The organism is Schaalia sp. lx-100 (assembly GCF_021083625.1).
In the GTDB taxonomy this organism is placed as follows: domain Bacteria; phylum Actinomycetota; class Actinomycetes; order Actinomycetales; family Actinomycetaceae; genus Pauljensenia.
Genome location: NZ_JAJNRP010000003.1, coordinates 278,787 through 300,495, shown reverse-complemented (window position 1 = coordinate 300,495; position 21,709 = coordinate 278,787). Strand labels below are relative to the sequence as shown.

General features: G+C 47.7%; 17 protein-coding genes. 4 read left to right on the top strand and 13 right to left on the bottom strand.

All coding sequences use genetic code 11. The annotated features are described in order from the left end of the window. Positions 1–18: 18 nt before the first annotated feature. The 3 genes from pheT to panB form a co-directional block, all read right to left on the bottom strand. Complete coding sequence (gene pheT, locus LRP54_RS04065; RefSeq protein WP_231235079.1) at positions 19–2,655, bottom strand: phenylalanine--tRNA ligase subunit beta; 2,637 nt, start codon at positions 2,653–2,655, stop codon at positions 19–21. A 2-nt stretch (positions 2,656–2,657) separates the two neighbouring features. Then, positions 2,658–3,743, bottom strand: coding sequence for a phenylalanine--tRNA ligase subunit alpha (pheS, locus tag LRP54_RS04060; RefSeq protein WP_231235078.1), 1,086 nt, complete (start codon positions 3,741–3,743; stop codon positions 2,658–2,660). A gap of 218 nt (positions 3,744–3,961) precedes the next feature. Then, positions 3,962–4,789, bottom strand: a complete 828-nt coding sequence (panB, locus tag LRP54_RS04055) for a 3-methyl-2-oxobutanoate hydroxymethyltransferase (RefSeq protein WP_231235076.1) — start codon at positions 4,787–4,789, stop codon at positions 3,962–3,964. A 223-nt stretch (positions 4,790–5,012) separates the two neighbouring features. Between panB and map the strand changes: the two genes are divergently transcribed. Together map and ppgK are read left to right on the top strand one after the other, a co-directional pair. After that, positions 5,013–5,906: a type I methionyl aminopeptidase gene (gene map / locus LRP54_RS04050; protein WP_442984597.1), complete on the top strand. Its 894-nt coding sequence runs from the start codon at positions 5,013–5,015 to the stop codon at positions 5,904–5,906. A 252-nt stretch (positions 5,907–6,158) separates the two neighbouring features. Further along, a complete protein-coding gene (gene ppgK / locus LRP54_RS04045) occupies positions 6,159–6,914 on the top strand; it encodes a polyphosphate--glucose phosphotransferase (protein ID WP_231235073.1) in 756 nt (251 codons plus the stop codon). 68 nt (positions 6,915–6,982) lie between these two features. Here the strand turns inward: ppgK and coaE are convergent, their stop codons facing one another. The 8 genes from coaE to LRP54_RS04005 form a co-directional block, all read right to left on the bottom strand. After that, positions 6,983–7,645 carry a dephospho-CoA kinase gene (gene coaE, locus LRP54_RS04040; RefSeq protein ID WP_231205820.1) on the bottom strand — a complete coding sequence of 221 codons (663 nt, stop codon included), beginning with the start codon at positions 7,643–7,645 and terminating at the stop codon, positions 6,983–6,985. A gap of 23 nt (positions 7,646–7,668) precedes the next feature. Next, entirely contained in the window at positions 7,669–8,367 is a 699-nt protein-coding gene (locus LRP54_RS04035; protein ID WP_231235072.1) for a copper homeostasis protein CutC, read from the bottom strand. Beyond that, positions 8,342–9,274, bottom strand: a complete 933-nt coding sequence (locus LRP54_RS04030) for an ROK family protein (RefSeq protein ID WP_231235071.1) — start codon at positions 9,272–9,274, stop codon at positions 8,342–8,344. Before LRP54_RS04030 ends, LRP54_RS04035 begins: the two co-directional genes overlap by 26 nt. Continuing rightward, complete coding sequence (locus LRP54_RS04025; RefSeq protein ID WP_231235070.1) at positions 9,271–10,728, bottom strand: M81 family metallopeptidase; 1,458 nt, start codon at positions 10,726–10,728, stop codon at positions 9,271–9,273. The genes LRP54_RS04030 and LRP54_RS04025 overlap by 4 nt, the downstream gene beginning before the upstream one ends. Positions 10,729–10,808: 80 nt before the next feature. Beyond that, entirely contained in the window at positions 10,809–11,744 is a 936-nt protein-coding gene (locus LRP54_RS04020; RefSeq protein WP_231205824.1) for a carbohydrate ABC transporter permease, read from the bottom strand. Further along, positions 11,734–12,642 (bottom strand): carbohydrate ABC transporter permease, encoded by a 909-nt coding sequence (locus LRP54_RS04015; RefSeq protein WP_231235068.1) that lies wholly within the window; start codon positions 12,640–12,642, stop codon positions 11,734–11,736. Before LRP54_RS04015 ends, LRP54_RS04020 begins: the two co-directional genes overlap by 11 nt. A 29-nt stretch (positions 12,643–12,671) precedes the next feature. After that, positions 12,672–13,961, bottom strand: a complete 1,290-nt coding sequence (locus LRP54_RS04010; protein ID WP_231235066.1) for an ABC transporter substrate-binding protein — start codon at positions 13,959–13,961, stop codon at positions 12,672–12,674. 47 nt (positions 13,962–14,008) lie between these two features. Beyond that, entirely contained in the window at positions 14,009–15,310 is a 1,302-nt protein-coding gene (locus LRP54_RS04005; RefSeq protein WP_231235065.1) for an alpha-L-fucosidase, read from the bottom strand. 203 nt (positions 15,311–15,513) lie between these two features. Here LRP54_RS04005 and LRP54_RS04000 point away from each other — a divergent pair, with 203 nt between their 5' ends. Then, the gene (locus LRP54_RS04000) at positions 15,514–16,683 is read left to right on the top strand and encodes an ROK family transcriptional regulator (RefSeq protein ID WP_231235063.1); all 1,170 of its coding nucleotides are present in this window, start codon (positions 15,514–15,516) and stop codon (positions 16,681–16,683) included. A gap of 72 nt (positions 16,684–16,755) precedes the next feature. On the opposite strand, the gene rpsA is transcribed toward LRP54_RS04000, so the two are convergent. Both rpsA and polA read right to left on the bottom strand, forming a co-directional pair. Further along, positions 16,756–18,192: a 30S ribosomal protein S1 gene (gene rpsA / locus LRP54_RS03995; protein WP_231205886.1), complete on the bottom strand. Its 1,437-nt coding sequence runs from the start codon at positions 18,190–18,192 to the stop codon at positions 16,756–16,758. Between the two features lie 201 nt (positions 18,193–18,393). Continuing rightward, positions 18,394–21,159 (bottom strand): DNA polymerase I, encoded by a 2,766-nt coding sequence (gene polA, locus LRP54_RS03990; RefSeq protein WP_269212717.1) that lies wholly within the window; start codon positions 21,157–21,159, stop codon positions 18,394–18,396. On the opposite strand from polA, the gene LRP54_RS03985 reads away from it, so the two are divergent. Continuing rightward, positions 21,158–21,643 carry a PaaI family thioesterase gene (locus LRP54_RS03985; RefSeq protein ID WP_231235060.1) on the top strand — a complete coding sequence of 162 codons (486 nt, stop codon included), beginning with the start codon at positions 21,158–21,160 and terminating at the stop codon, positions 21,641–21,643. The two genes, polA and LRP54_RS03985, sit on opposite strands and share 2 nt — an antisense overlap. Positions 21,644–21,709: the final 66 nt, after the last annotated feature.

Sequence of the window (21,709 nt, the reverse complement as noted above, 5' to 3'; positions counted from 1 at the left end):
CCAGTCAGCATATGCCCCTTAACTGCGCAAACGCCCACCCAACTGTTTCGTCACACGCTGCACAATCGCCTCACGAACAGAAGAAATTTCCTGAGCAGAAAGCGTATGATCCCCACGCAAACGCACAGCAAAAGCAAGGGAACGATAACCGCTTCCTACCGATTCACCCTCATAAATATCAAAAAGAGTCACATCCTCAGCTAAAGCGCCTGCACCCTGACGTACCGCCTGTTCCACCCGAGAAGCCGGAACATCCACCGGCAACACGAAAGCAAAATCCTCTTTCGCCACCGGATACGTCGACACAGGCTTGACCTGAATAGGCCCATCCGCACGTGAAGCAATTAAAGCATCCATATCCAGCTCTACAGCAATAGAGCGCTTAGGCAAACCAAAAGCCTCACAGACACCAGGATGCAGCTCGCCAGCATAGGCCACATCAACCAAGTCACGTCCACGGCGCACAAAAACACGTGCCACACGGCCGGGATGCCACGGAGCCACATCTTCTGGGTCAGTCGCAGCCTGCGGCATAGGAGCACCCTTAAAAGTCACAGGCTCACACAGCCATGCACGACACACTTCAACACGCACACCCAGAATCGAAGCTACTCGACGCACCATATCAACAGCATCATTCCAGTCAACGACGCGTTGGCCTCCTAATGGCGAACCAGTTTTTCCTGCACACACTATTCCCACATGCCATGGTTGAGCCGGAGTCCCCGCATATAAAGCATTGATATGCGCATCAGAAGGACGAGTAGAGGCCTCCAACAAAGGAGCAGGCACACAACCGGCAGGACGAGCAACCATTCCTATCTCATATACGGCCACCCCATCCATACCACGCGAAATATTACGACCCGCACTCTCAAGTAACGTATCAATAATGGAAGTACGTAACCACGGCGCATCATCCGCAAGCGGATTACGTAACCGCAAAGCACGACGACGCTCGTCATTGTCTTTAATCCGCTGACGATCAAATGAATCAGAAACAAACGGATAAGACTTAACTTCAACCAGACCCGCTTCAGCTAATGTATGAGCCACCATACGACGAGCCTTCTGAGTCTCAGTTAAGCCATGACCGGAAGGAGCCTTCGGTAAAATCGACGGAATAGCATCATAGCCATCCAAACGCGCGATTTCTTCAACCAAATGAGCAGGTCCTACCAGATCAGGCCTCCATGATGGAACAGTCACATCAAAAGCGCCCTCTGTTTCTTTGACTGTGCAACCAATCATTTCGCACAAGTCTCGAATACGCTCAGGCGTATAAGCAACACCTGTCAGACGCTCTGCTTCCGTATAAGGGAAAGAAATCACCAACGGTTCAGGCAGAGCATTAAAATCTGACACCGCACGATCAGCACTACCGCCGCCATATTCCACCAGTAAATCAACTGCACGCTGCGCAGCGACAGCAGGCAAAAGCGGATCTACGCCACGCTCAAAACGCTTGGATGCCTCCGAAACTACACGATGGCGCCGTGAAGTACGAGCAACCGAAACTGCATCAAAATGCGCAGCCTCCAGCAAAATATTTGTTGTTGTTGCCTCTACTTCTGAGTAACGGCCACCCATTACCCCTGCAAGACCAATAATGCGTGAACCTGCTGCTTCAGGCGAATCTGTAATTAACAGATCCTCCTCATGCAAATGACGCTCAACCTCGTCTAATGTCACCAAAGATTCACCAGAACGCGCACGACGTACAACCACTGGCCCTTGAAGAGCATCAAGATCGTAGGCATGCATAGGCTGACCTAAATCAAGCATGATGTAATTCGTGATATCCACCGCTAAAGACAGCGAACGCATACCCGCTGCTTCTAAGCGTTCCACCATCCAACGTGGTGTCGGAGCTGAAGGATTAATCCCGCGGACAATGCGTGTGACAAAACGATCACAGCCCACATTTCCCTTAATAGGAGCTTGATCCTCAACCAGCACAGGGAAACCATCTTCAGTTGCCTCAGGAACTCCGCTTACCAAAACCCCGCTCAAGCCAGGATCACGGAAAGCATGACCAGTTGCATGAGAAAACTCACGGGCCACGCCTCGCATCGAAAAACAATAGCCACGATCCGGTGTCACATTAATTTCAAGGACTTCTTCGCCCAAACCAAGGAAAGAAATCAGATCTTCACCGACAGCAGGGATCTGACGATCCGGATACTCCCGATCAAGCACAATGATTCCATCATGCTCATCCCCTAAGCCGAGCTCACGGGCCGAACAGATCATGCCATCAGAGATATGCCCGTATGTCTTACGCGCAGCGATTGCGAAATCACCTGGAAGTACAGCTCCCGGCAACGACACAACAACGCGATCACCTTCAACGAAATTATGCGCGCCACAAATAATGCCGCGGCTGGGAAAATCACAGGGCTCTTTCCCTGTCCCCGGAGGATCATTATGAACACCCACATCCACACGACAATAGTTCACGGTTTTACCGTTAGAGGCGGTTTCTTTAACCAAAGAAAGGACGCGTCCGACAACCAGAGGGCCGATGACTTTTGCCGGGTGAATGGTTTCTTCTTCTAAACCAACTTTAACAAGAGCTTCTGCCAGCGCCTCAGCACGTATATCTGATGGCACATCAACGTGGTCAGCTAACCAGCTCAGGGGAACCATAGGCATAATCAGTGGCCCTTTCCGTAAAGTCCGAACTGCTGGGAGAAACGCACATCTCCTTCAACAATGTCATGCATATCTGCGATACCGTGACGCAACATCAATGTGCGCTCCAGTCCCATACCGAAAGCAAAACCTGTGTATTCTTGCGGGTCAATGCCATTTGCTTGAAGAACATTCGGGTTGACCATACCGCAGCCACCCCATTCAATCCAACCGGCACCCCCCTTTTTCTGAGGGAACCACAGATCCATTTCGGCACTGGGTTCTGTGAATGGGAAAAAGCTTGGCCGCAAACGTGTTTTTGCCTCAGGGCCAAACATTGCACGAGCAAAATGGTCTAACACCCCTTTAAGGTGAGCCATCGTCAAGCCTCGGTCGACAGCTAAACCTTCAATTTGATGGAAAACAGGTGTATGGGTCGCATCTAAAGCATCTGAACGGAATACTTTCCCCGGACAGGCCACGTACAGTGGGACCCCCCGTGAAAGCATGGCACGAGATTGGACTGGGGAGGTATGAGTACGCATCACAAGATGCCCGTCCTCAGGTTGCTTACCACCAATCGTTGTACCATCAACATAAAAAGTATCCTGCATTTGCCGCGCAGGATGATCGATGTCGAAGTTTAACGAGTCAAAGTTAAACCACTCATGTTCAATTTCAGGGCCTTCAGCAATCCCCCACCCCATAGCAGTAAAGAAATCCGCTATGTCTTCCATCAATGTTTCTAATGGGTGACGTGCTCCCACAGGGTAACGATCTGTTGTAGCTGTAACATCAACGGCTTCTTCTACAAGGACACGTGCTTCATGTTCTGCCTGCAAAATTTCTTCACGAGCTTTCAAAGCCTCATTCAGAACTTTGCGTGCTCCCCCTAAAAGGCGTCCAGCAAGACCTCGGTCACTGGGATCTAAAGAACCAATAGTGCGATTAGCTATAACAAGAGCGGCATTATCCCCAAAAAGTGCTGCACGCACCTCTTTGAGTTGCACCAAATCTGCACTTTGAGTGATATCTGCTAATCCTTGAGTTACAACTGCATCTACTGCATCTTTATCAAGCGGATTGAGGTTAGGAGAAGTCTGGTCCATTTCCTGCTTCCTCGGTCATTGTTTTTCGTACCGTCACTTTCATGACGCGCCCACGCCATCATAGTGCGAATAACATTTTTCAGCGCATATGGTTCATTCGACGAAATAGCACATGCCCCTGATTCATACTAACAAGCGCCACTGACTTCGCCTCTGCACACACGTACAGCACAACTATGACAGCACACGCCCAAAATAGTTCATCCCCAGAATTCGCTTTACTGTTCTTTATAGTGCCCCTGCGCAGGAAAAGAACCTTCACGAACAGCCGACACATATGCAGAAGCAGCTAGACGCAGAGACTCCCCGATTTCACCGAAACGTTTCACGAAAGAAGGAGCCCACGATCCCATACCTGCCATATCTGACCACACCAGCACCTGCCCATCAGTATGCGGGCCTGCACCAATACCGATTGTTGGAATACGTAGTTCTTCTGTGATCTGTCGTGCGAGATCAGCCGGCACCATTTCTAAAACAATCGCACAAGCACCTGCTTCTTGAAGGGCGTGCGCGTCTTCACGCAAAATGCGTCCAGTATCTCCACGTCCCTGCATACGAGGCCCTCCGAGCGTGTTTTCGGATTGCGGAGTGTACCCTAAATGACCGATAACAGGAATGCCTCCCTGAACGAGGGTCTGTACTGCCTGCGTGCGGGCAGCCCCGCCTTCCAGTTTGACAGCATGAGCACCCGCTTTCATTAAACGCACAGCATGTGTGTATGCAGTGAATGCATCTGCTTCATACGTACCAAAAGGCATATCAGCCACCACCATGACATGTCGAGTAGAACGCGCAACAGCTCCCGTTGCTCGTTCCATATCTTCAAGGGTGACAGGTAGGGTCGAATCGTACCCAAGGACCGTGTTCCCAAGGGAATCCCCTACAAGAAGCACATCAATACCCGCGTCTTCAAGAATTGGCGCGATCAATGCGTCATATGCCGTCAACATGGTGATGGGCTGGCCCTTTTCTTTTGCCTGAGCAAAATGCTGAATACGGAAACGACTGCGCGTTGTATTCGATGGCATTTCGTGGTGGGACATAGCTCTCTCTCCATTCATTACGTAGGTCAGCGGCACACGCACTGCTTTTCCTGTGTGCTAACAGGGTACGCCACAATATTTTCCTCAACCATAGGAAAGCTAGGTCCCATGCTCCTTGTAGGCAGCGCACCGTAAGCATAAAAATACGAACACGTATCAAACACTTCACTTTGTTTCATGTGAATAAGACAGGCAAGACGAAGAAACGTATTCTGGACATATGATGTCTACTGCTGATCGTCCGCGTCGTGCTCCCCTAGGTAATCTCACCGCAGGAAAAGTATCCCCTATACGCCATGTCCCAGAACATATTGCGCGCCCTGAATATATGTTCCACGATGGCCCTGAAGTAGTCACCGCCTCGGATATTAAAGATACGGAAACTATTGAACGCATAGCCGTTGCTGGTGCTTTAGCAGCCCAAGCTCTCGTAGAAGTCGGATCAGCTATTACTCCTGGCATCACCACTGATGAACTTGATCGCATAGGTCATGAGTTCCTTATTGACAACGGGGCTTATCCTTCTTGTCTGGGATATATGGGATTCCCCAAGTCATTATGCACCTCGATCAATGAGGTGATTTGTCATGGTATTCCCGATGATCGTCCTCTTGAAGATGGTGACATTATCAATGTGGATATCACAGCATATGTGGATGGTGTACATGGTGATACATGTGCAATGTTTGAGGTCGGACAAGTAGACGAAGAATCGCATTTGCTTATTGAGCGCACTCGTGAGGCTCTTGCACGCGGTATTAAAGCTATTCGTCCTGGACGAGAAATTAATGTGATTGGCCGCGTCATTGAATCGTATGCTAAGCGTTTCAACTACGGTGTTGTGCGCGATTACACGGGTCATGGAGTTGGGGAGGCTTTCCATTCGGGACTTATTGTTCCTCATTACGATGCAGCTCCCGCGCATAATGAGGTCATGGAAGTTGGCATGGTTTTTACCGTAGAACCAATGTTGACCTTGGGATCTATTGATTGGGAACAATGGGATGATGATTGGACAGTCGTGACTCGTGACCGCAGTAGGAGTGCTCAATTTGAACACACTGTTGTTGTCACCGAAGATGGTGCTCGGATTTTAACTTTGCCTCACAAGGCGTAGGTCCCCGGAGCTGTTCTTTGCCCACTCCATACGTTGATACTGTATTCAACAAATATTTACACAACGATAAGTGAATACTTACGACGATCGTAGACATGAGTTTTTGTGACGATCTTTACTCACAGATTTTCACATAACATTCGAGGATGTTGCCCGTCCCATAACAGCATATGCAGGGCTGATGAAGCGGATATGCCTCCATGTCCGTTAGGCTTGTAGCTGCTCAGATATAACACTTTTCAAGGAGAACACATGGCACGGTTAGCGTGTGGCATTGACATTGGCGGCTCTGGTGTAAAAGCAGCTCTTGTTAATTTAGATACAGGTGAGTTCTCAACTGATCACATCCGTATTGAAACGCCTCGACCAGCAACTCCTGACGCAATCGCGCATGTATGTCGCCAATTGCTTGAAGGCCTCAATGTTGGGCCAGAAATTCCCGTAGGTATTGCTTTCCCTGCTCCCGTTATCAACGGAGTCATTCGTTTCATGGCGAATCTCGATGATTCTTGGGTTGGTATTGACGTCAATGAACTCATGATGCGTCATCTGGGTCGTCCTGTTTTTCCTCTCAATGACGCAGATGCCGCTGGTTTAGCTGAAGCTGTTTACGGGGCAGCACGCGGTATTCCTGGGGTCGTCATTGTGACAACTCAGGGAACAGGTATCGGATCAGCCATTATTCTCGATGGTGTTTTAGTGCCCAATTCTGAACTCGGTCACCTTGAAATTGATGGTTATGACGCTGAAAAACGCGCATCCGCTGGCCAAAAGACACTGCAAGGATTGGATTGGCAACAATGGGCGGAACGCTTACAGCGCTACTATTCACACGTTGAAATGCTGTTCTCACCCGATCTTTTCGTTGTTGGTGGCGGTGTTTCTCAAAACCACGAAAAATTCATGCCTTTACTTGATTTGAAAACCCCCATGGTGCCAGCACTCTTACTTAATACTGCTGGTATTGTCGGTGCGGCTCACTGGGCGGCTACACACGCAGCTCGCTAACTCGCTCACTTTCAAAAAGAGAATAGCGCCTCGAATACACGCTTTTTATAGCCTTATTCGAGGCCTTTTCACTTCTGCGGTTGCAACCATTGTTTTTTTACCTGTTCAACAAGAAGTTCGAGTTCTGTTTTGCTCCCGTTATTATCAATCCATATATGAGCAACACTCTGACGTTCTTGTCGCGATGCTTGTGTTTTTATCCGTTGTTTTGCCTCATGCATAGTCATGGAACGTTTAATTAAACGAGCGATACGAATGTTTTCAGGAGCATCGACAATAAGAACCACATCAAAAAGATGCTGCATCTGTTTTTCAACGAGTAACGGCACATCGTACACCGCACAACCGTCATGTGGCGCAGTGGAAAGAATTTCTTCTGCCCGGGCAGCAATCAAAGGATGCGTAATATTTTCAAGCGTGCGGCGAGCAGATGAGCATCGAAAAACCTGCTGAGCCAGAGCTGCACGATTCAGTGAAGAATCTTCATTGAGTATTCCCTCACCAAAAGCTTCAGTTATCGCAGCCAAAGCTTCACTTCCTGGGAATACGATTTCTCGCGCAATACGGTCAGCGTCTGCAAGTAGCGCGCCTTGGGCTTTCAAAACTTGTGCAACAGTTGATTTACCTGAGCCAATCCCTCCAGACAACCCTACACGCAAAGCACGTGTCGCAGGTTGTTCCCACGGTCGGATAAGAGTTGCCTGTGCTTGCCCAACGCGTAGATTCTGCATAAGCATATTTATACATGCTGCTTTTATATACGCGCATTAAAAGCACGAATACATGACACAATGCGACGTGTCTCGGTTGCATCAGTGCCACCTAACGGATGGGGAGCACGCATATGCACCTGAGGTGTTCCCGTTTGGCGCATGACATCAACAACATTGTGAGCACGTAAACCACCAGAAGCTATGATGTGCAGACGATTATCAGCTTGTTCTACAAGAGCACGTAAAGCATTCACATCCGCATTGCTTGGGTGTCCTCCTGTTGTTAAAACATGCTGATATTCAGCGTCAATAAGGGTTTCTAGTCCTTCTGTTAATGAAGGAATGCAGTCAAAAGCACGATGAAAGGTCAAAGGACACTCACCTGCGGCTTCACGAAAACTCTGCACCGCTTCATGATCTATATGCCCATCCTCACGCAAAGCTCCTACAACAAAACCACAGGAAACAGCAGATCCCTGTGTGAAAGAACGGATCTTCCCTATTTCGTCAATGATTTCTTTGATTTCGTCTTTTGAATATACGAAATCACCTCCACGTGAGCGCACCATAATCTGTATCCCGCTTGGGGGCGCCACAGGCAGTGAAGCCATAATTATTTCTTTTGAAGGAGTCAGACCGCCAATGTCTAATCGGCTGCATAGTTCAACGCGATCAGCACCCGCATCACGTGCGATGCGTACACCCGCGGTATCTTCAACACATATTTCGATCAGAGTCATGTCCCCACTCCTTATATGCTGTTGATCCTGTGAGTTTGCATGCCAAAGCAACGGCACCCCACATTCCCGCCATAGCGCCCATACGTGCGGCACAAATATACGGTGATTCACGCCAAGAAAGCATTTCAGAAAGTCGTGTACGTAATGGTGCAAAAAGGTCTTCGCCCGCTTGAGAAAGCCCCCCTCCAATAATGAAGGTTTGCGGATCGAAAATAAGGGTAAGATGCGTTAAGGAAAGAGCTAAGGCTTCCACTGCTGTCATCCACACATCATCAGCGATAGGATCTTGACCTAAGCGATTCTGAATTTCACGCACGCCGATATCATGTGTGGTTTTTTGGTGGTAGCGGCGAGCAATCCCCCTTGCTGATGCATACACTTCAAGGCATCCTTTTTGACCGCAATTACATTGCTCACCATTGGGTATGACTGGGGTATGCCCTATTTCACCTGCGGAAAATGTGTGTCCTTCCCACATTGACTGTGCGATATACAGTGCCGCAGAAATCCCTGTTCCAATCGGGATCATCACGAAAGAATTCGTGTTTTTCCCTGCACCCATTACCGCTTCTGCAAAACCAGTGCTACGCCCATCATGACCAAGACAAGCGGGCAGGCCTGTTGCTGTACTCAGTAATTCAGTTAAACGGGTGTGTCTGAGGTTCAGGTTAGCCGCATAAATAACTTCCCCCTGTTTCTCATCGATAATACCCGGGCAGATCACACCAATCGAACAGATCTGCGGATGTTGCTTTAACACAGATAAAGCAACATTTATGACCTGTTGTGTTACCGATGCTGCGCATGTGGCCTCTTGGCCTCGGGAAAGTACATTGCCTTCGGCAGTAACAATCATCCACTTTATTGATGTGCCGCCAATGTCTATCCCCATATATGCGTTATTCATTGCGATACGAGCCTCGCATGAATAGGCGTTTCAAAACCTTGGTCGAAAGGTACCATTGGTCGCTCAATTTTTTGGTGTCCTAAACGCACAAGATCTTGGTCTACTCCTCCTGGTGTCAGGGCCATACGCCAATCACGTTGCGCATTGTAGAGAGCCGGTTCGAGGTATCCCATTTTGACAACAACAACATCTACGTGCCGTACATCCAGATTTAAGCGAGCAAATTGCTGATGTGTCGTGTATTGATTTCGTCGGCTCGTAATAATTACCGTTAAGCCTCCTGTGCGAACTGCTGCTGTATGCCCGCCATCTGGATCATCAACTAAAGCTTCAACAATTCCGTTGATAGCTTGAGGTCCTGGTTCACGCCGATCAATATGACCGCCCACGTGGATATCAACCTGTGCCCCTACGCCTTTTTCCCAACAGATAGCGACAGCTTCAGGGTCCACAATTGAGGCATGAATGACACGCAGAGTGTGGTTTTGAACAGGTTCCCATGCGCATAAAGCTGATAAAGCCGCCGTTACGTCATTGGCGCCCCCTGCTCCGGGGTTATCTCCTGAATCTGAGATAAAAGTAGGCCGCTTGGCGGTCAAAGCCCACTCTAAACATTCCTGCATACTTCCCACAGGAGCAACGAAGCAAAACTCGTCACGCGCGTCCCAGAAAGCACGTCCTATTCGTTCAGCTTGTTCTTTCACTACTGTTGCGTCGTCACCGTAGATAACAACAGCGCCTTTACAGCGCGGCTGGTCAGCCCATGCAAAACCAATCCAAATCCCTCCATCTGTTACACCAGGAAGGGCCTCTGCCTCGTACATCATGTCGTACAGGCTGCGCGCAGGCTCCATACGTGTTGATGTTTTTTCTCCCGGCAAAAGAACTGGAACATGAACGAGTGCCTTTGCGGGTTTCTTCCCTCCTGCTACAACACAATTCACAAGGTTATGTGCAGCTCTTTCACGTGATTCAAGAGCATCCTCATGCGGAGCTTTCCTGTAGCATGTCATTAAATCGCAAGAATCAAAAAGGACATCAGACACATTTCCATGTAAGTCCATTGATGCAGAAACCACCACCGTGCTACCGATAACCTCTCGGATAGCTGTAATGAGATCACCTTCGGCATCATCCATACCTTCCACACTCATGGCACCATGAATGTCAAAGAAAAGCCCTTCGATCTGCCCTATTTCGCGCAGCCCTGCGATGATTTCTTCTTTCCATGACTCGTAGGCCTCCCGTTGTACAACACCGCCGGGTAAGGCGCGTGCGTGCAAAATCGGAATCCATTCCACTTGCCGAGCCCACGGATCATTACGCCATGAGTATCGGTTTATCAGTGTTTCGCCGCGAGTGACTATGAAATCATCGGCACTCGATATGTAGGGGGTAAATGTGGATGATTCAATATGGATACCGCATATGGCAATGCGCGGAATGTTACACATACTTTCCTCAGCTAAAAAATAAATTATTTTGTTACATGAACACGTATATTAAATACGCGTAGCTTATAAATATTTCTCAATTAACGACCTCCCATACCTGACATGGCAATACCTTTAATCAGGTGTTTTTGCAGTGCGATTACAAGAATGGTTGTCGGAACCATTGACACAATTGAAGCCGCTATTTGCAAATCAATTCGAGTACCCTCTTGTGTTGAAAAAGAGGCAAGACCAATAGGCAAAGTTCCTAAATTCGCATAGTCAACGGTGACGATGAGCGGCCATAAGTATGAATTCCAAAAACCCATAAAAGTAAAAACTGCCAATACTGCAATAGCAGATTTTGTGAGAGGAAGAATTACTTGAATAAAAGTTCTCAGTGGACCAGCTCCGTCCACCCGTGCTGCTTCTTCTAGTTCAAAAGGAATTCCCCTCATAAATTGTCGCATAAGGAAAGTACCGAAAGCTCCGAAAGCAAAGGGGAAAATAAGGGCCTGATATGTGTTCACCCATCCGAATTTTTGCATCAGAATAAACATGGGGATCACAAGAACCTCAACCGGAATCATCATTGTCCCGAGGAACAATAGAAAAGCGGTATCTCGCCCCCTCCAGCGCAAACGTGAGAAAGCGTATCCGGCAGTTGAGGAAACAATAATTACAATCACTGTTCCTAAAAGTGCGACAAGGAATGAATTAAGAATGTACCTTACAAAAGGAGCATATGTAAATACATCAACATAGTTGCTCCATCGAAGTTCTTTTCCAAAAAGAGAAGGCGGAACAGAATACACTTCATCTTTATGTTTAAGTGAGGAAAAGAAAGCGTAAATCAAAGGTGCTGCAAAAAAGAAAGCTGCAATGCATACAACTATGTGGGAAAGAATATCTTTAATTCTCGATGGCTCACCACCAAGTAATCCCACATTCGATAAAGAATCTTTTGTTTTATGGCGGGATGGCACCTGAGAAATACCATTATGAGGAGCCATTACATCTTTATTTTCAGACTTCATAATGTACCCACCTCTTTTGGGCCTTAAATTGGAATGCCGTCACCAAAATGACAAGGAAGAAAAGTATCCAGGCAGCAGCGGCAGCCATACCCAATTGTTGGAACTTAAAGCCTGTTGTGTAAATAAACATCACTATTGGCATTGTTGAATTTCCAGGCCCACCTCCTGTGAGCATTTGAGGCTGCACAAAAACTTGAAGCGAGCTAATAACAGTCATAACGCTGGCAAAGAATATTGCAGGTGACATCATTGGCAAAATAACTTTGAACAACATGACTTTTCCATGAGCACCATCAATACGGGCTGCTTCAATAACTTGCTCAGGCAATTGTTCAATCGCCGCAGAAAAGATCAGCATATTGTATCCAGCCCCTTGCCACACACTCATCACAACGATCATGACCATCGCCCATTGTGGGTGTGCAAGAAAAGAAGGAAGCTCAAAACCAAACCATGTTTTCGCTATCCCATTGAACAAACCCTGCGGTTGCAAAAGCATTTTCCATACAAGGACATTTGCCACCATCGGTGTGACCACTGGAATAAAAAACAATACGCGGAAAGCATTGCGTCCACGAATACGTGGCCCAACAATAAAGGCCAATGCAAGAGAAACTATAATATTTGCAGGTACATATAAGACCGTAAAAATCACAGAATTACGAACCGCAGGCAGAAAATCAGGATTTTCTATAACTAATCGCTTGTAGTTATTGAAAGCTATAAATGACCGTTCACCAAAAGCGGGCCAGTTATACAAACTCATCACGATTGAAAGACATACTGGCACAATGGTAAAAAGACACAAGCCTACCAAGGCTGGGGTAACAAACCCCAGCGCTTGGCGACTTTCAATTTTGGCCATCCTGCTTCGCCGACGTTGTGGAGCAGTTGACATTTGCATTGAGTTTCCTTGAAAAATAACGATCAGTTACCGAACTGGCTCTGCGCAGAGGCCAACATGTCACTGATATTCATGGCACCGGTGTAGACCGACACAAGATTAGGAGTGAAGTACTCATTCACTTGCTGCCATGTTGATGCTGAATTTTGACCTGTAAGCCCCGTGAAAACAGCTTCAAATGCAGTCTTTACTTCACCACGGATTTCTTCAGGCAAGGCTTCAAAGTAGAGTGGCTGTGATTCAGTACGTGCTGGGTATGAACGACCGGAAGATGCTAAGAGATCTTGTGCGTCCTTCGACAGCAGTGATCCCAGTACTTTCAGTGCCGCTTCACGTTCAGCGCCCTGGCAGTTAGCTGCAATACCGAAACCGGATCCAAGCACCAAAGCGTAAGAACCGTTCTTTCCTTGTGGTAAACGTTGCGCACCGGCTTTAAAACCTGCTTCATTGGTGAAGTATCCTTTTGCATTCCATGTCCCGTCAACGGCCATAGCGACATTTCCTGCTTGGTATTGTTCTTCACCCCATCCAAGTTCACTTGCTGAAGGAACAGGATCAGCTACTTTTTCTTCGGTGACAAGTTTGGCGTACCACTGCGCAGCCTCAAGGAAATCAGGGTTTGTCAGATCCAGCTTGTTTTGCTTTGTTACGGGCTGAACACCTGATTTAGCAATCGGTAAGGCCATCCACTGGAATTCACCCATACCTACGCCAAATCCCTTATGGGCATCTGTTGTGGTTGACTTTGCTGCAGCCAAGAAATCGTCAAAATTCCATTGTGCGCGTGGCTCAGGAGTTCCTGTTTCAGCGAACATATCCTTGTTGTAGTACACCAACATGGCTGCTACGTCATAGGGGATTCCGTACAGTTTGCCGTCATAGCTCAGAATATCAAGAGCACCCTGCGTAAAATCTGCAGGATTGATGCCTGCTGTACGCAGATCCTCTTCACTTAAAGGTGACAGGGTCTGGTAGAAAGTATTCAAACGCTGACCATTCATTGAGGTAACACAGGCCAGATTTCCAGAAGATGCATTTGCTGTCAGCTTTGTGAAGTAATCACCCCAGGAAGCCGTTTGAGTTTTAATCTCGATATCAGGGTTTTGTTTACGCGCAATCTCAGCGGTATCTTTCACCCATTTTTCGGATTTCTCGTCACCTCCCCACATATCCCATGTGATGGAGACTTTGTCAGTTTGTGCTGAGGCATTGCCGTTAGAGGATCCGCTTCCCCCTCCAGCACATGAAGTGAGTAACATAGCAGCACATGCAGTTGCTGCAACGAAACTTATTCCTCTGACCCGTCGTGACATATTTATTTCCTTCTTGTGTAGTTGATATTCAGCGATGAATATCATTCTTATCGGACATTTTCTTCAAGAAATAATTCGATAACTGGTAGTGGTGTATGCGGTGGTTGTACAGGCAGGTTCAAAGTCAATGTCCCCGCAGGTTGACCGCCGACTTCCGTTGTAAGAGCTTGTTTTTCTGGATCGAGAACTTCCATAGCAATTTCTGACCCATCGCATAGCAGACGAGCAAAACGTACTTTTCCTGCCAAATCTGGAAGATGAAGATGACCAAAAGGCCATGACAGTACATGTACATATAAACGATCATTCCGTTGGGTATATATCGTGTGTTGCGGAGCAGTGTATTGTGAGGCGCCCGCGCCGATGATGGAATGCTGATGGAGTTTCATCCATTCTGCAAGTTCGTCGAGGATATGTGCATCATGATCTGTAATTGCTCCTCGCCCATCAGGACCAATGTTGAGTAACAAATTGCCGTTTTTCGATACTGTATCCACCAGCATTTGAACGATCATGTCAAAAGATTTGAAGTCCCGGTTATCACGATCATATCCCCATGATCCATTTAATGTTTGGCAGGCTTCCCAACGAACTGGAGCATTATCAATCATCATTGGCCCGCTAGGTTGATATTGTTCAGGGGTTACCAGATCGCTCGGTATATCCAAACGGTCATTGATAATAATTTCCGGTTGGAGGCTACGGCACATTTTTTCGAGTTCTTCAGATCCCCAGTCTTCTTTCCCTTTCCCCATCCAATTATTCATTTCCCATGGGTAGGAGAAATCAAAAAACAGATAGTCGATTTTCCCGTATTGGGTCAGGAGCTCACGGACTTGCTCGTGTAAATAAGCGCGGTAACGACTCATGTCTTTTGTCTTATTGAGTTCACGAGCGTTAGGGTCATCACGCCCTGGGTGATGGAAATCGATTGTAAAATCTTCGTGATGCCAGTCCAGCAACGAGTGGTACAGTCCAACTTTTAGTCCTGCTTCACGCAGCGCTTCACACCATTCGGCAACAAAATCACGTCCCTGCCATTTTGTGGAGTTATAGTCGGTTTGTTGCGTATCAAAAAGACAAAAACCGTCATGGTGTTTCGTCGTTAAAACGGCATACGACATTCCAGCTTTTTTGGCGCGATGTGCAATGTCTTTCGCATCAAAGAGATCTGGATCAAAAAATTCTGCATAACGCTCATAGTCCGCGATAGTTTGTTTTTCACGAGTCATCACCCATTCATGACGTCCTGCAACCGAGTACAAGCCAAAATGGACGAATAAACCCATACGCGAATGATCGAACCACTGTGTATGGGATTCTTTGCGCGTAGCAGGGTGAGCAAGCACGATAATGTCTCCTTCGATAAATCGAACTAAGTAAGGCATCTTTGTCTAAATATTTCGATGAAGTAGATCATAATTGATTGGGCCAAAATACGGCAAATATGCGATAAAACTCTTAGTTTCGTCACTGAAATGTGATATTTTGCCGCATTTTTATGCGAAAATATCGAATAAAGATCTCTAAATCAAAGAAAGAGAAAGCACATATGAGACAATCTTCGCGCACGTATGCACCTATTCACGATGCCATCATGACATTCGTTGCTGAAGGAAAAGCACATACTCGCGCAGATCTCGCACGCTTACTTTCCTTAGCGCCTTCAACAATTTCACTCTATGTAGAAGAACTCATCCACAAAGGAGATCTTGAAGAAGCCGGTGAAGTCCCCTCAACCGGCGGACGCAAAGGACGCCGACTACGTATCAAAAACGACACTCATATTTATCTTGTTGCTGATCTTGGAACAACACATACACGTTATGGTCTGGCAGGTACCAACGGAAATCTTCAAGAAAAAAGAACTGAGTCACTTCCCCTACGATCCGGCCCCGAATCAACACTGCCCAGACTCGTTCAACTTTTCACAGAAATACTGACACAAACACATAATCAAGAAAAACTCGCCGGCATTGTTATCGGCCTACCGGCACCTATCGACCACTCAGGCGGCTGCGTACACTCAGCTTCACGAATCCCCCAATGGAATGGTTTCCCACTGGCCTCATGGTTATCAGAATGTTTCAGCGTGCCCACCTTCATTGAAAATGACGCAAATATCATCGCATTGGGTGAACACACCTCTCATACTCAGCTACACCACTCTTTCACAGTCAAAGCAGGAAGCGCCCTTGGAGTTGGAATCGTCGTTGATGGACGTATCTATCGTGGCGGAACAGGGGCCGCAGGCGATATTTCCCATGTGCGCCACGAAGAATACGGAAATACGCTTTGCCTCTGCGGAAACTATGGCTGTTTAGAAACAGTGGTCACAGCAGAAGCTTTAGGTGAAAAATGGCACCAGATGGGCGGTAAAAATTCCCAAGCAGATTCGCTCATACAAGCAGCGCAAGATAGTGACCCACTAGCCACCCACCTTCTACGTGAAGCAGGTGAGCACCTTGGTAACGCAGTATGCAGCCTCGCTTCTTTCTTTAATCCTGAAGGTATCTTTCTTGCAGGAAAACTTTCACGAGTAGATGTCTTTGTCGCTGCTGTACGTTCATGTTTATACGGAGGCTGTCACCCGCTCGTGACCAAAAACCTCATGATTGATCGCAGCGCTTCCGGTTTTGATGCCGGCATCCGTGGCGCAGCAGCACTTGCCTGCACAATGTTCAACCACACACCCTACCTCAGCTCTCATCTGACATACTGAAGGGCTCGACTACGATCGTAGTCGAGCCCCAAAACCACGGATTAGCGCATTATCATACGCAATCCATCAGTATCAGTTAGAAGTAAGCTTCTCACGCAAAGCAGCAAGAGCCTCATCTGAAGCCAAAGTACCGCTGTTATCAACAGGAGTAGAGTAGGATGCCTGTTCTTCAACAGAAACCGCAGCCTCAGAATCTTCTTCCTGTGCGCGCACTACCTGAGCCTTATGAGCTTCCCAACGAGCTTGGGCTTCAGCGTACTGAGTTTCCCATGCCTCGCGCTGAGCCTCGAAGCCTTCCATCCATTCCTGAGTCTCAGGATCGAAGCCCTCGGGGTACTTGTAGTTGCCTTCTTCATCGTACTCAGCAGCCATGCCGTACAAAGACGGATCAAAGTCATCAGCAACAGGGTCAACACCCTCATTCGCTTGCTTGAGAGACAAAGAAATACGGCGACGTTCCAGATCAATGTCGATGACCTTAACGAATACGTCATCACCGACCTTCACAACCTGATCAGGCAGTTCCACATGACGCTGAGCAAGCTCAGAAATGTGAACCAGACCCTCAATGCCATCTTCTACGCGCACGAAAGCACCGAATGGAACAAGCTTGGTGACCTTACCGGGCACAACCTGACCAATAGCATGTGTACGTGCAAATGTTTGCCATGGATCTTCTTGAGTCGCCTTCAAAGACAAAGAGACACGTTCACGATCCATGTCAACATCGAGAACCTCGACGGTAACTTCCTGACCGACCTCAACAACTTCTGAGGGGTGATCAATATGCTTCCATGAGAGTTCAGAAACATGAACGAGGCCGTCAACGCCACCCAAGTCAACGAAAGCACCGAAGTTAACGATGGAGGACACATTACCCTTACGGACCTGGCCCTTACCCAAGGTATGCAGGAAGTTCGTGCGAACCTCAGACTGGGTCTGCTCAAGCCATGCGCGGCGTGAGAGGACAACATTGTTGCGGTTCTTATCGAGCTCAATGATCTTCGCTTCAAGCTCACGGCCAATGTAGGGCTGCAAATCGCGTACGCGACGCATTTCAACCAAGGAAGCAGGCAAGAAGCCACGCAGACCGATGTCAATAATCAGGCCGCCCTTAACAACCTCGATAACGGTGCCGGTAACAACACCTTCTTCTTCCTTGACTTTTTCGATCTGGCCCCATGCACGCTCGTACTGTGCACGCTTCTTCGACAGGAGCAGGCGACCTTCTTTGTCTTCTTTCTGAAGAACAAGAGCCTCAATGTGATCGCCGACTGCAACAACGTCATCAGGGTTAACGTCATGCTTGATCGAAAGCTCGCGAGAGAGGATAACGCCCTCAGTCTTGTAGCCAATGTCGAGGAGGACCTCATCGTGGTCAACCTTGACGACAGTGCCTTCGACGATGTCACCATCGTTGAAATATTTGATGGTCTCGTCAATAGCGGCGAGCAGGTCCTCTGTGGAACCGATGTCGTTGACCGCAACCTGCGGTGTATTGGTGGTCATGTAGTTGTGTTCTCCGAAACGGAATGGATAGTAAGCGGACATGTCCGACGCATCACACAAAAACCTCATAAAGAAGTAGTCGCCCAATGCGCCTTCATTATCCTAGCAGGGAGAAGGGAAAATGTGATATTCCGGCACTGGTAGACCTGTCACATTTCACATAGCTAAGTGCACGGCAGCACACACGCCCACTCCCCCTCATTAATGAGCAGCACTACGCCAGGTTTTCCCTACCCCAACGGCCACTTCAAGTGGAACAGACATCTGAACGGGTGAAGCCATAGCTTCCCGCACTAATGCTTCAACTTCTGCTCGTTCCTCAGCAAGGATTTCAAGTAATAATTCGTCATGAATCTGCAAAAGCATACGCGAGCGCAAGTGTTTTTCAGCTAGTTTCCGTTCTACCTCGATCATCGCAATCTTAATAATGTCAGCAGCACTACCTTGGATTGGCGCGTTGAGAGCCGCACGTTCAGCCATTTCACGGCGCTGACGCTGTTGCGACATCAGATCAGGTAAATAGCGGCGACGTCCAAACATTGTTTGTGTCCACCCATCTTGACGTGCGCGTTCAACAACGCACGCAAGATAATCTCGTACCCCCCCAAAACGCTCAAAATATTTATCCTTGAGCTCTGATGCTTCAGGAACTGAAATATGCAGCTGAGCGGATAAACCATAGGAAGAAAGACCATAAGCCAAACCATAAGAAGTTGCTTTAATCCGTGAACGCTGTTCAGAGGTGACTTCTTGCAGCGGCACACCGAAAACCATAGCCGCCATTGTGCGATGAAGATCCTCACCTGAATTAAATGCTTCAATAAGGCCCGCATCTTCAGATAAGTGAGCCATAATTCGCATTTCAATTTGGCTGTAATCAACACTCATCAGCGCATCAAAACCTTCACCAGCGATAAAGGCATCACGAATACGCATACCATCTGCGCTACGGATAGGAATATTTTGCAAATTAGGTTCTGAAGAAGCTAAGCGGCCAGTAGCCGCAACAACTTGCGAAAAAGATGTGTGAATACGTGAGTCATCATCAACAGTTGCACGTAATGTATCAACCATCTGGCGCAACTTAATACGGTCCCTGTGAGCTAAAAGATGCCTGAGGAATTCATTTCCTGTCCGCGCAAGCAGATCCTGAAGGGCTTCCGCATTGGTTGTGTACCCGCGTTTTGTTCGTTTCGTTTTTGGTAGTCCCAGTTCTTCAAAAAGTACTTCTTGAAGCTGTTTCGGACTGGACAAATTCACTTCATGTCCGATCACCGCAAAGGCCGCATCACGTGCGCGTTCTTCTTCATTTTTAAGCATACGTGACTGAGAATCCAATTCAGCACTATCAGCACGAATGCCTAAATTCTCCATATGTGCAAGTACGACAGACAAGGGCTGTTCCATGGAATACAGCAAGTCCGTTGATTGAGTGTCTTTCAGTTCTTTTTCAAGAACCGTCCATACTTTCAGTAATGCCAAGCAGATACGAGCATCACTTAACTGATGTTCAGAAGGTTCTTCAGGAGATGAAGCCATACTGAAAAGCGCGTCTTCAGGACTTTCCGGGACCTCAATCGTCACACCCAATGCGCGTTCAATGACATCAACCGCTGTGTAGCTTCGTTGTTGTGGCCGCACAATATAGGCAGCAAGCCCCGTATCGAATACGTCACTACGTAAATCCATGCCGATGCTATGGAGGGCGTGCCATGTTCCTTTCCAGTCTGAGACGATCAGCTGAGGGGCTGCATTAATTGTGTCATTGAGCGCTTCCCATACATCTTTATCAATATCAGCTGGATATTCAAGGATGAGCACATGATTTGCGTAGGCTAAAACAAGTCGGTCAGCTCGACCACGTGCTGGCTCTTTTATTCCGCTGACCCACAAGGACAGAACCTGTTCACGCGCTGACATCAACCACTTTTTCACAGGGGTAGTTTCCATACCCGCATGCAGCACAGTGATTGTGAGATCATCGAATATATCTGAGGCCTCTTGGCTGTGAACAGGCTCATCTAATGACAGAGCATTGTTTGCGTGAAGTTCCTCAGCATCACGAGGCAACATATTCAAAGCAGCATATATACGTTTACGCAGTCCCCCTATGCGAAGCATGTCAAAAAGAGACTGTAAGGCTGAAGAATCGGCTGCGCCTACACGTAAATCGTCTATGTCAACACCGATATCTAAATCTGTAAGTAAGTGGTTAAGTTTGCGATTACGGCGCACATCATCAGCATGTTCCCGTAAGGCTTCACCGCGTTTGCCGCTGACAGATTCCATACGCGCGAGGAGATTATCGAGCCCGTCATATGCGTTAATCCACTGCGCTGCGGTTTTTGGTCCTACCCCAGGTACTCCGGGCAGATTATCGGATGTTTCACCGACGATTGCTGCAATTTCTGGGTAGCGATAAGGTGGTACACCGTACTTTTTTTCGACAGCCTGCGGTGTCATTTCTTGTAATTCTCCTGGGCTAGCCCCAGGATAAAGTACTGTCACCTGCTCGTTAATTGTCTGGAAGGTATCACGGTCGCCTGATACAAGATACACTCGCATTTCTTTTGCAGCTGCACGTGAAGCGAGGGTGGCAAGAATATCGTCTGCTTCATAGCCTTCTTTTGTTAAAGCGGTCATGCCCATAGCTGCGAGCACCTGTTGAATAATTTCAACTTGCCCTTTGAATTCTTCAGGGGTGGATTCTCGTGTTCCTTTGTACTGTGGGTATTCCTCTGTTCGGAAACTATGACGGGATACGTCAAAGGCCACAGCAATATGCGTAGGTTGACGACTTTCAAGTAAACGAACCAGCATGGAGAAGAATCCGTAAACCGCGTTCGTATGTTGTCCTGAGTCAGCTCGGAAATTTTCAGCAGGAAGTGCATAGAAGGCACGAAATGCCATTGAATGACCATCTATAACGAGCAAAGTGTTGTTCACACATGACACCCTAGAGGGCATGGAGCAAAAGAACACTTTGAACACACAGCCGGATCCATCTCGTGAGGGAGGTTTCGTTGGCGCACATTGGCCTGGATCTTTGATGGAACGCATGTCAATGGAGGTATTAGAACACAGTGCTTTATGCACGATTATCACAATGCCCGTGGAAGGAAATCGTCAAAGTGCTGGAATTTTGCATGGTGGAGGCACGGCTGCTTTAGTCGAATCAGCGGCTTCTTTTGCTGCGCAAATACATGCACGAGCCGTATACGGGGCAGATCAAGGCTATGCCGTAGGAATTGAGATTTCAGTCTCACACTTGCGTGTAACTACTCATGGAATGGTCACAGCCACCGCACGGGCAGTGCATTTAGGAAAGTCGCAAACCGTTCATATTGTTGATGTTCATGACGATACAGGTCACCTTATTGCGACGGGGAGGGTAACAAATCGACTATTGGAACGACGTACTCACGCTGACAAGAAAATAGGCGGCCAATAGTCTCATTATATGGACTTTTCGTAAGTTCCCTATGAACTACCTCATGGTAACAATCCGGATCTTCTG

Bases quoted from the DNA above. Each gene is read 5' to 3' on its own strand.
- pheT (WP_231235079.1), bottom strand. From the start codon at position 2,655: ATGCCTATGGTTCCCCTGAGCTGGTTAGCTGACCACGTTGATGTGCCA.
- pheS (WP_231235078.1), bottom strand. From the start codon at position 3,743: ATGGACCAGACTTCTCCTAACCTCAATCCGCTTGATAAAGATGCAGTA.
- panB (WP_231235076.1), bottom strand. From the start codon at position 4,789: ATGTCCCACCACGAAATGCCATCGAATACAACGCGCAGTCGTTTCCGT.
- map (WP_442984597.1), top strand. From the start codon at position 5,013: ATGTCTACTGCTGATCGTCCGCGTCGTGCTCCCCTAGGTAATCTCACC.
- ppgK (WP_231235073.1), top strand. From the start codon at position 6,159: ATGGCACGGTTAGCGTGTGGCATTGACATTGGCGGCTCTGGTGTAAAA.
- coaE (WP_231205820.1), bottom strand. From the start codon at position 7,645: ATGCAGAATCTACGCGTTGGGCAAGCACAGGCAACTCTTATCCGACCG.
- LRP54_RS04035 (WP_231235072.1), bottom strand. From the start codon at position 8,367: ATGACTCTGATCGAAATATGTGTTGAAGATACCGCGGGTGTACGCATC.
- LRP54_RS04030 (WP_231235071.1), bottom strand. From the start codon at position 9,274: ATGAATAACGCATATATGGGGATAGACATTGGCGGCACATCAATAAAG.
- LRP54_RS04025 (WP_231235070.1), bottom strand. From the start codon at position 10,728: ATGTGTAACATTCCGCGCATTGCCATATGCGGTATCCATATTGAATCA.
- LRP54_RS04020 (WP_231205824.1), bottom strand. From the start codon at position 11,744: ATGAAGTCTGAAAATAAAGATGTAATGGCTCCTCATAATGGTATTTCT.
- LRP54_RS04015 (WP_231235068.1), bottom strand. From the start codon at position 12,642: ATGTCAACTGCTCCACAACGTCGGCGAAGCAGGATGGCCAAAATTGAA.
- LRP54_RS04010 (WP_231235066.1), bottom strand. From the start codon at position 13,961: ATGTCACGACGGGTCAGAGGAATAAGTTTCGTTGCAGCAACTGCATGT.
- LRP54_RS04000 (WP_231235063.1), top strand. From the start codon at position 15,514: ATGAGACAATCTTCGCGCACGTATGCACCTATTCACGATGCCATCATG.
- rpsA (WP_231205886.1), bottom strand. From the start codon at position 18,192: ATGACCACCAATACACCGCAGGTTGCGGTCAACGACATCGGTTCCACA.
- LRP54_RS03985 (WP_231235060.1), top strand. From the start codon at position 21,158: ATGGAGCAAAAGAACACTTTGAACACACAGCCGGATCCATCTCGTGAG.
- polA (WP_269212717.1), bottom strand. From the start codon at position 21,159: ATGCCCTCTAGGGTGTCATGTGTGAACAACACTTTGCTCGTTATAGAT.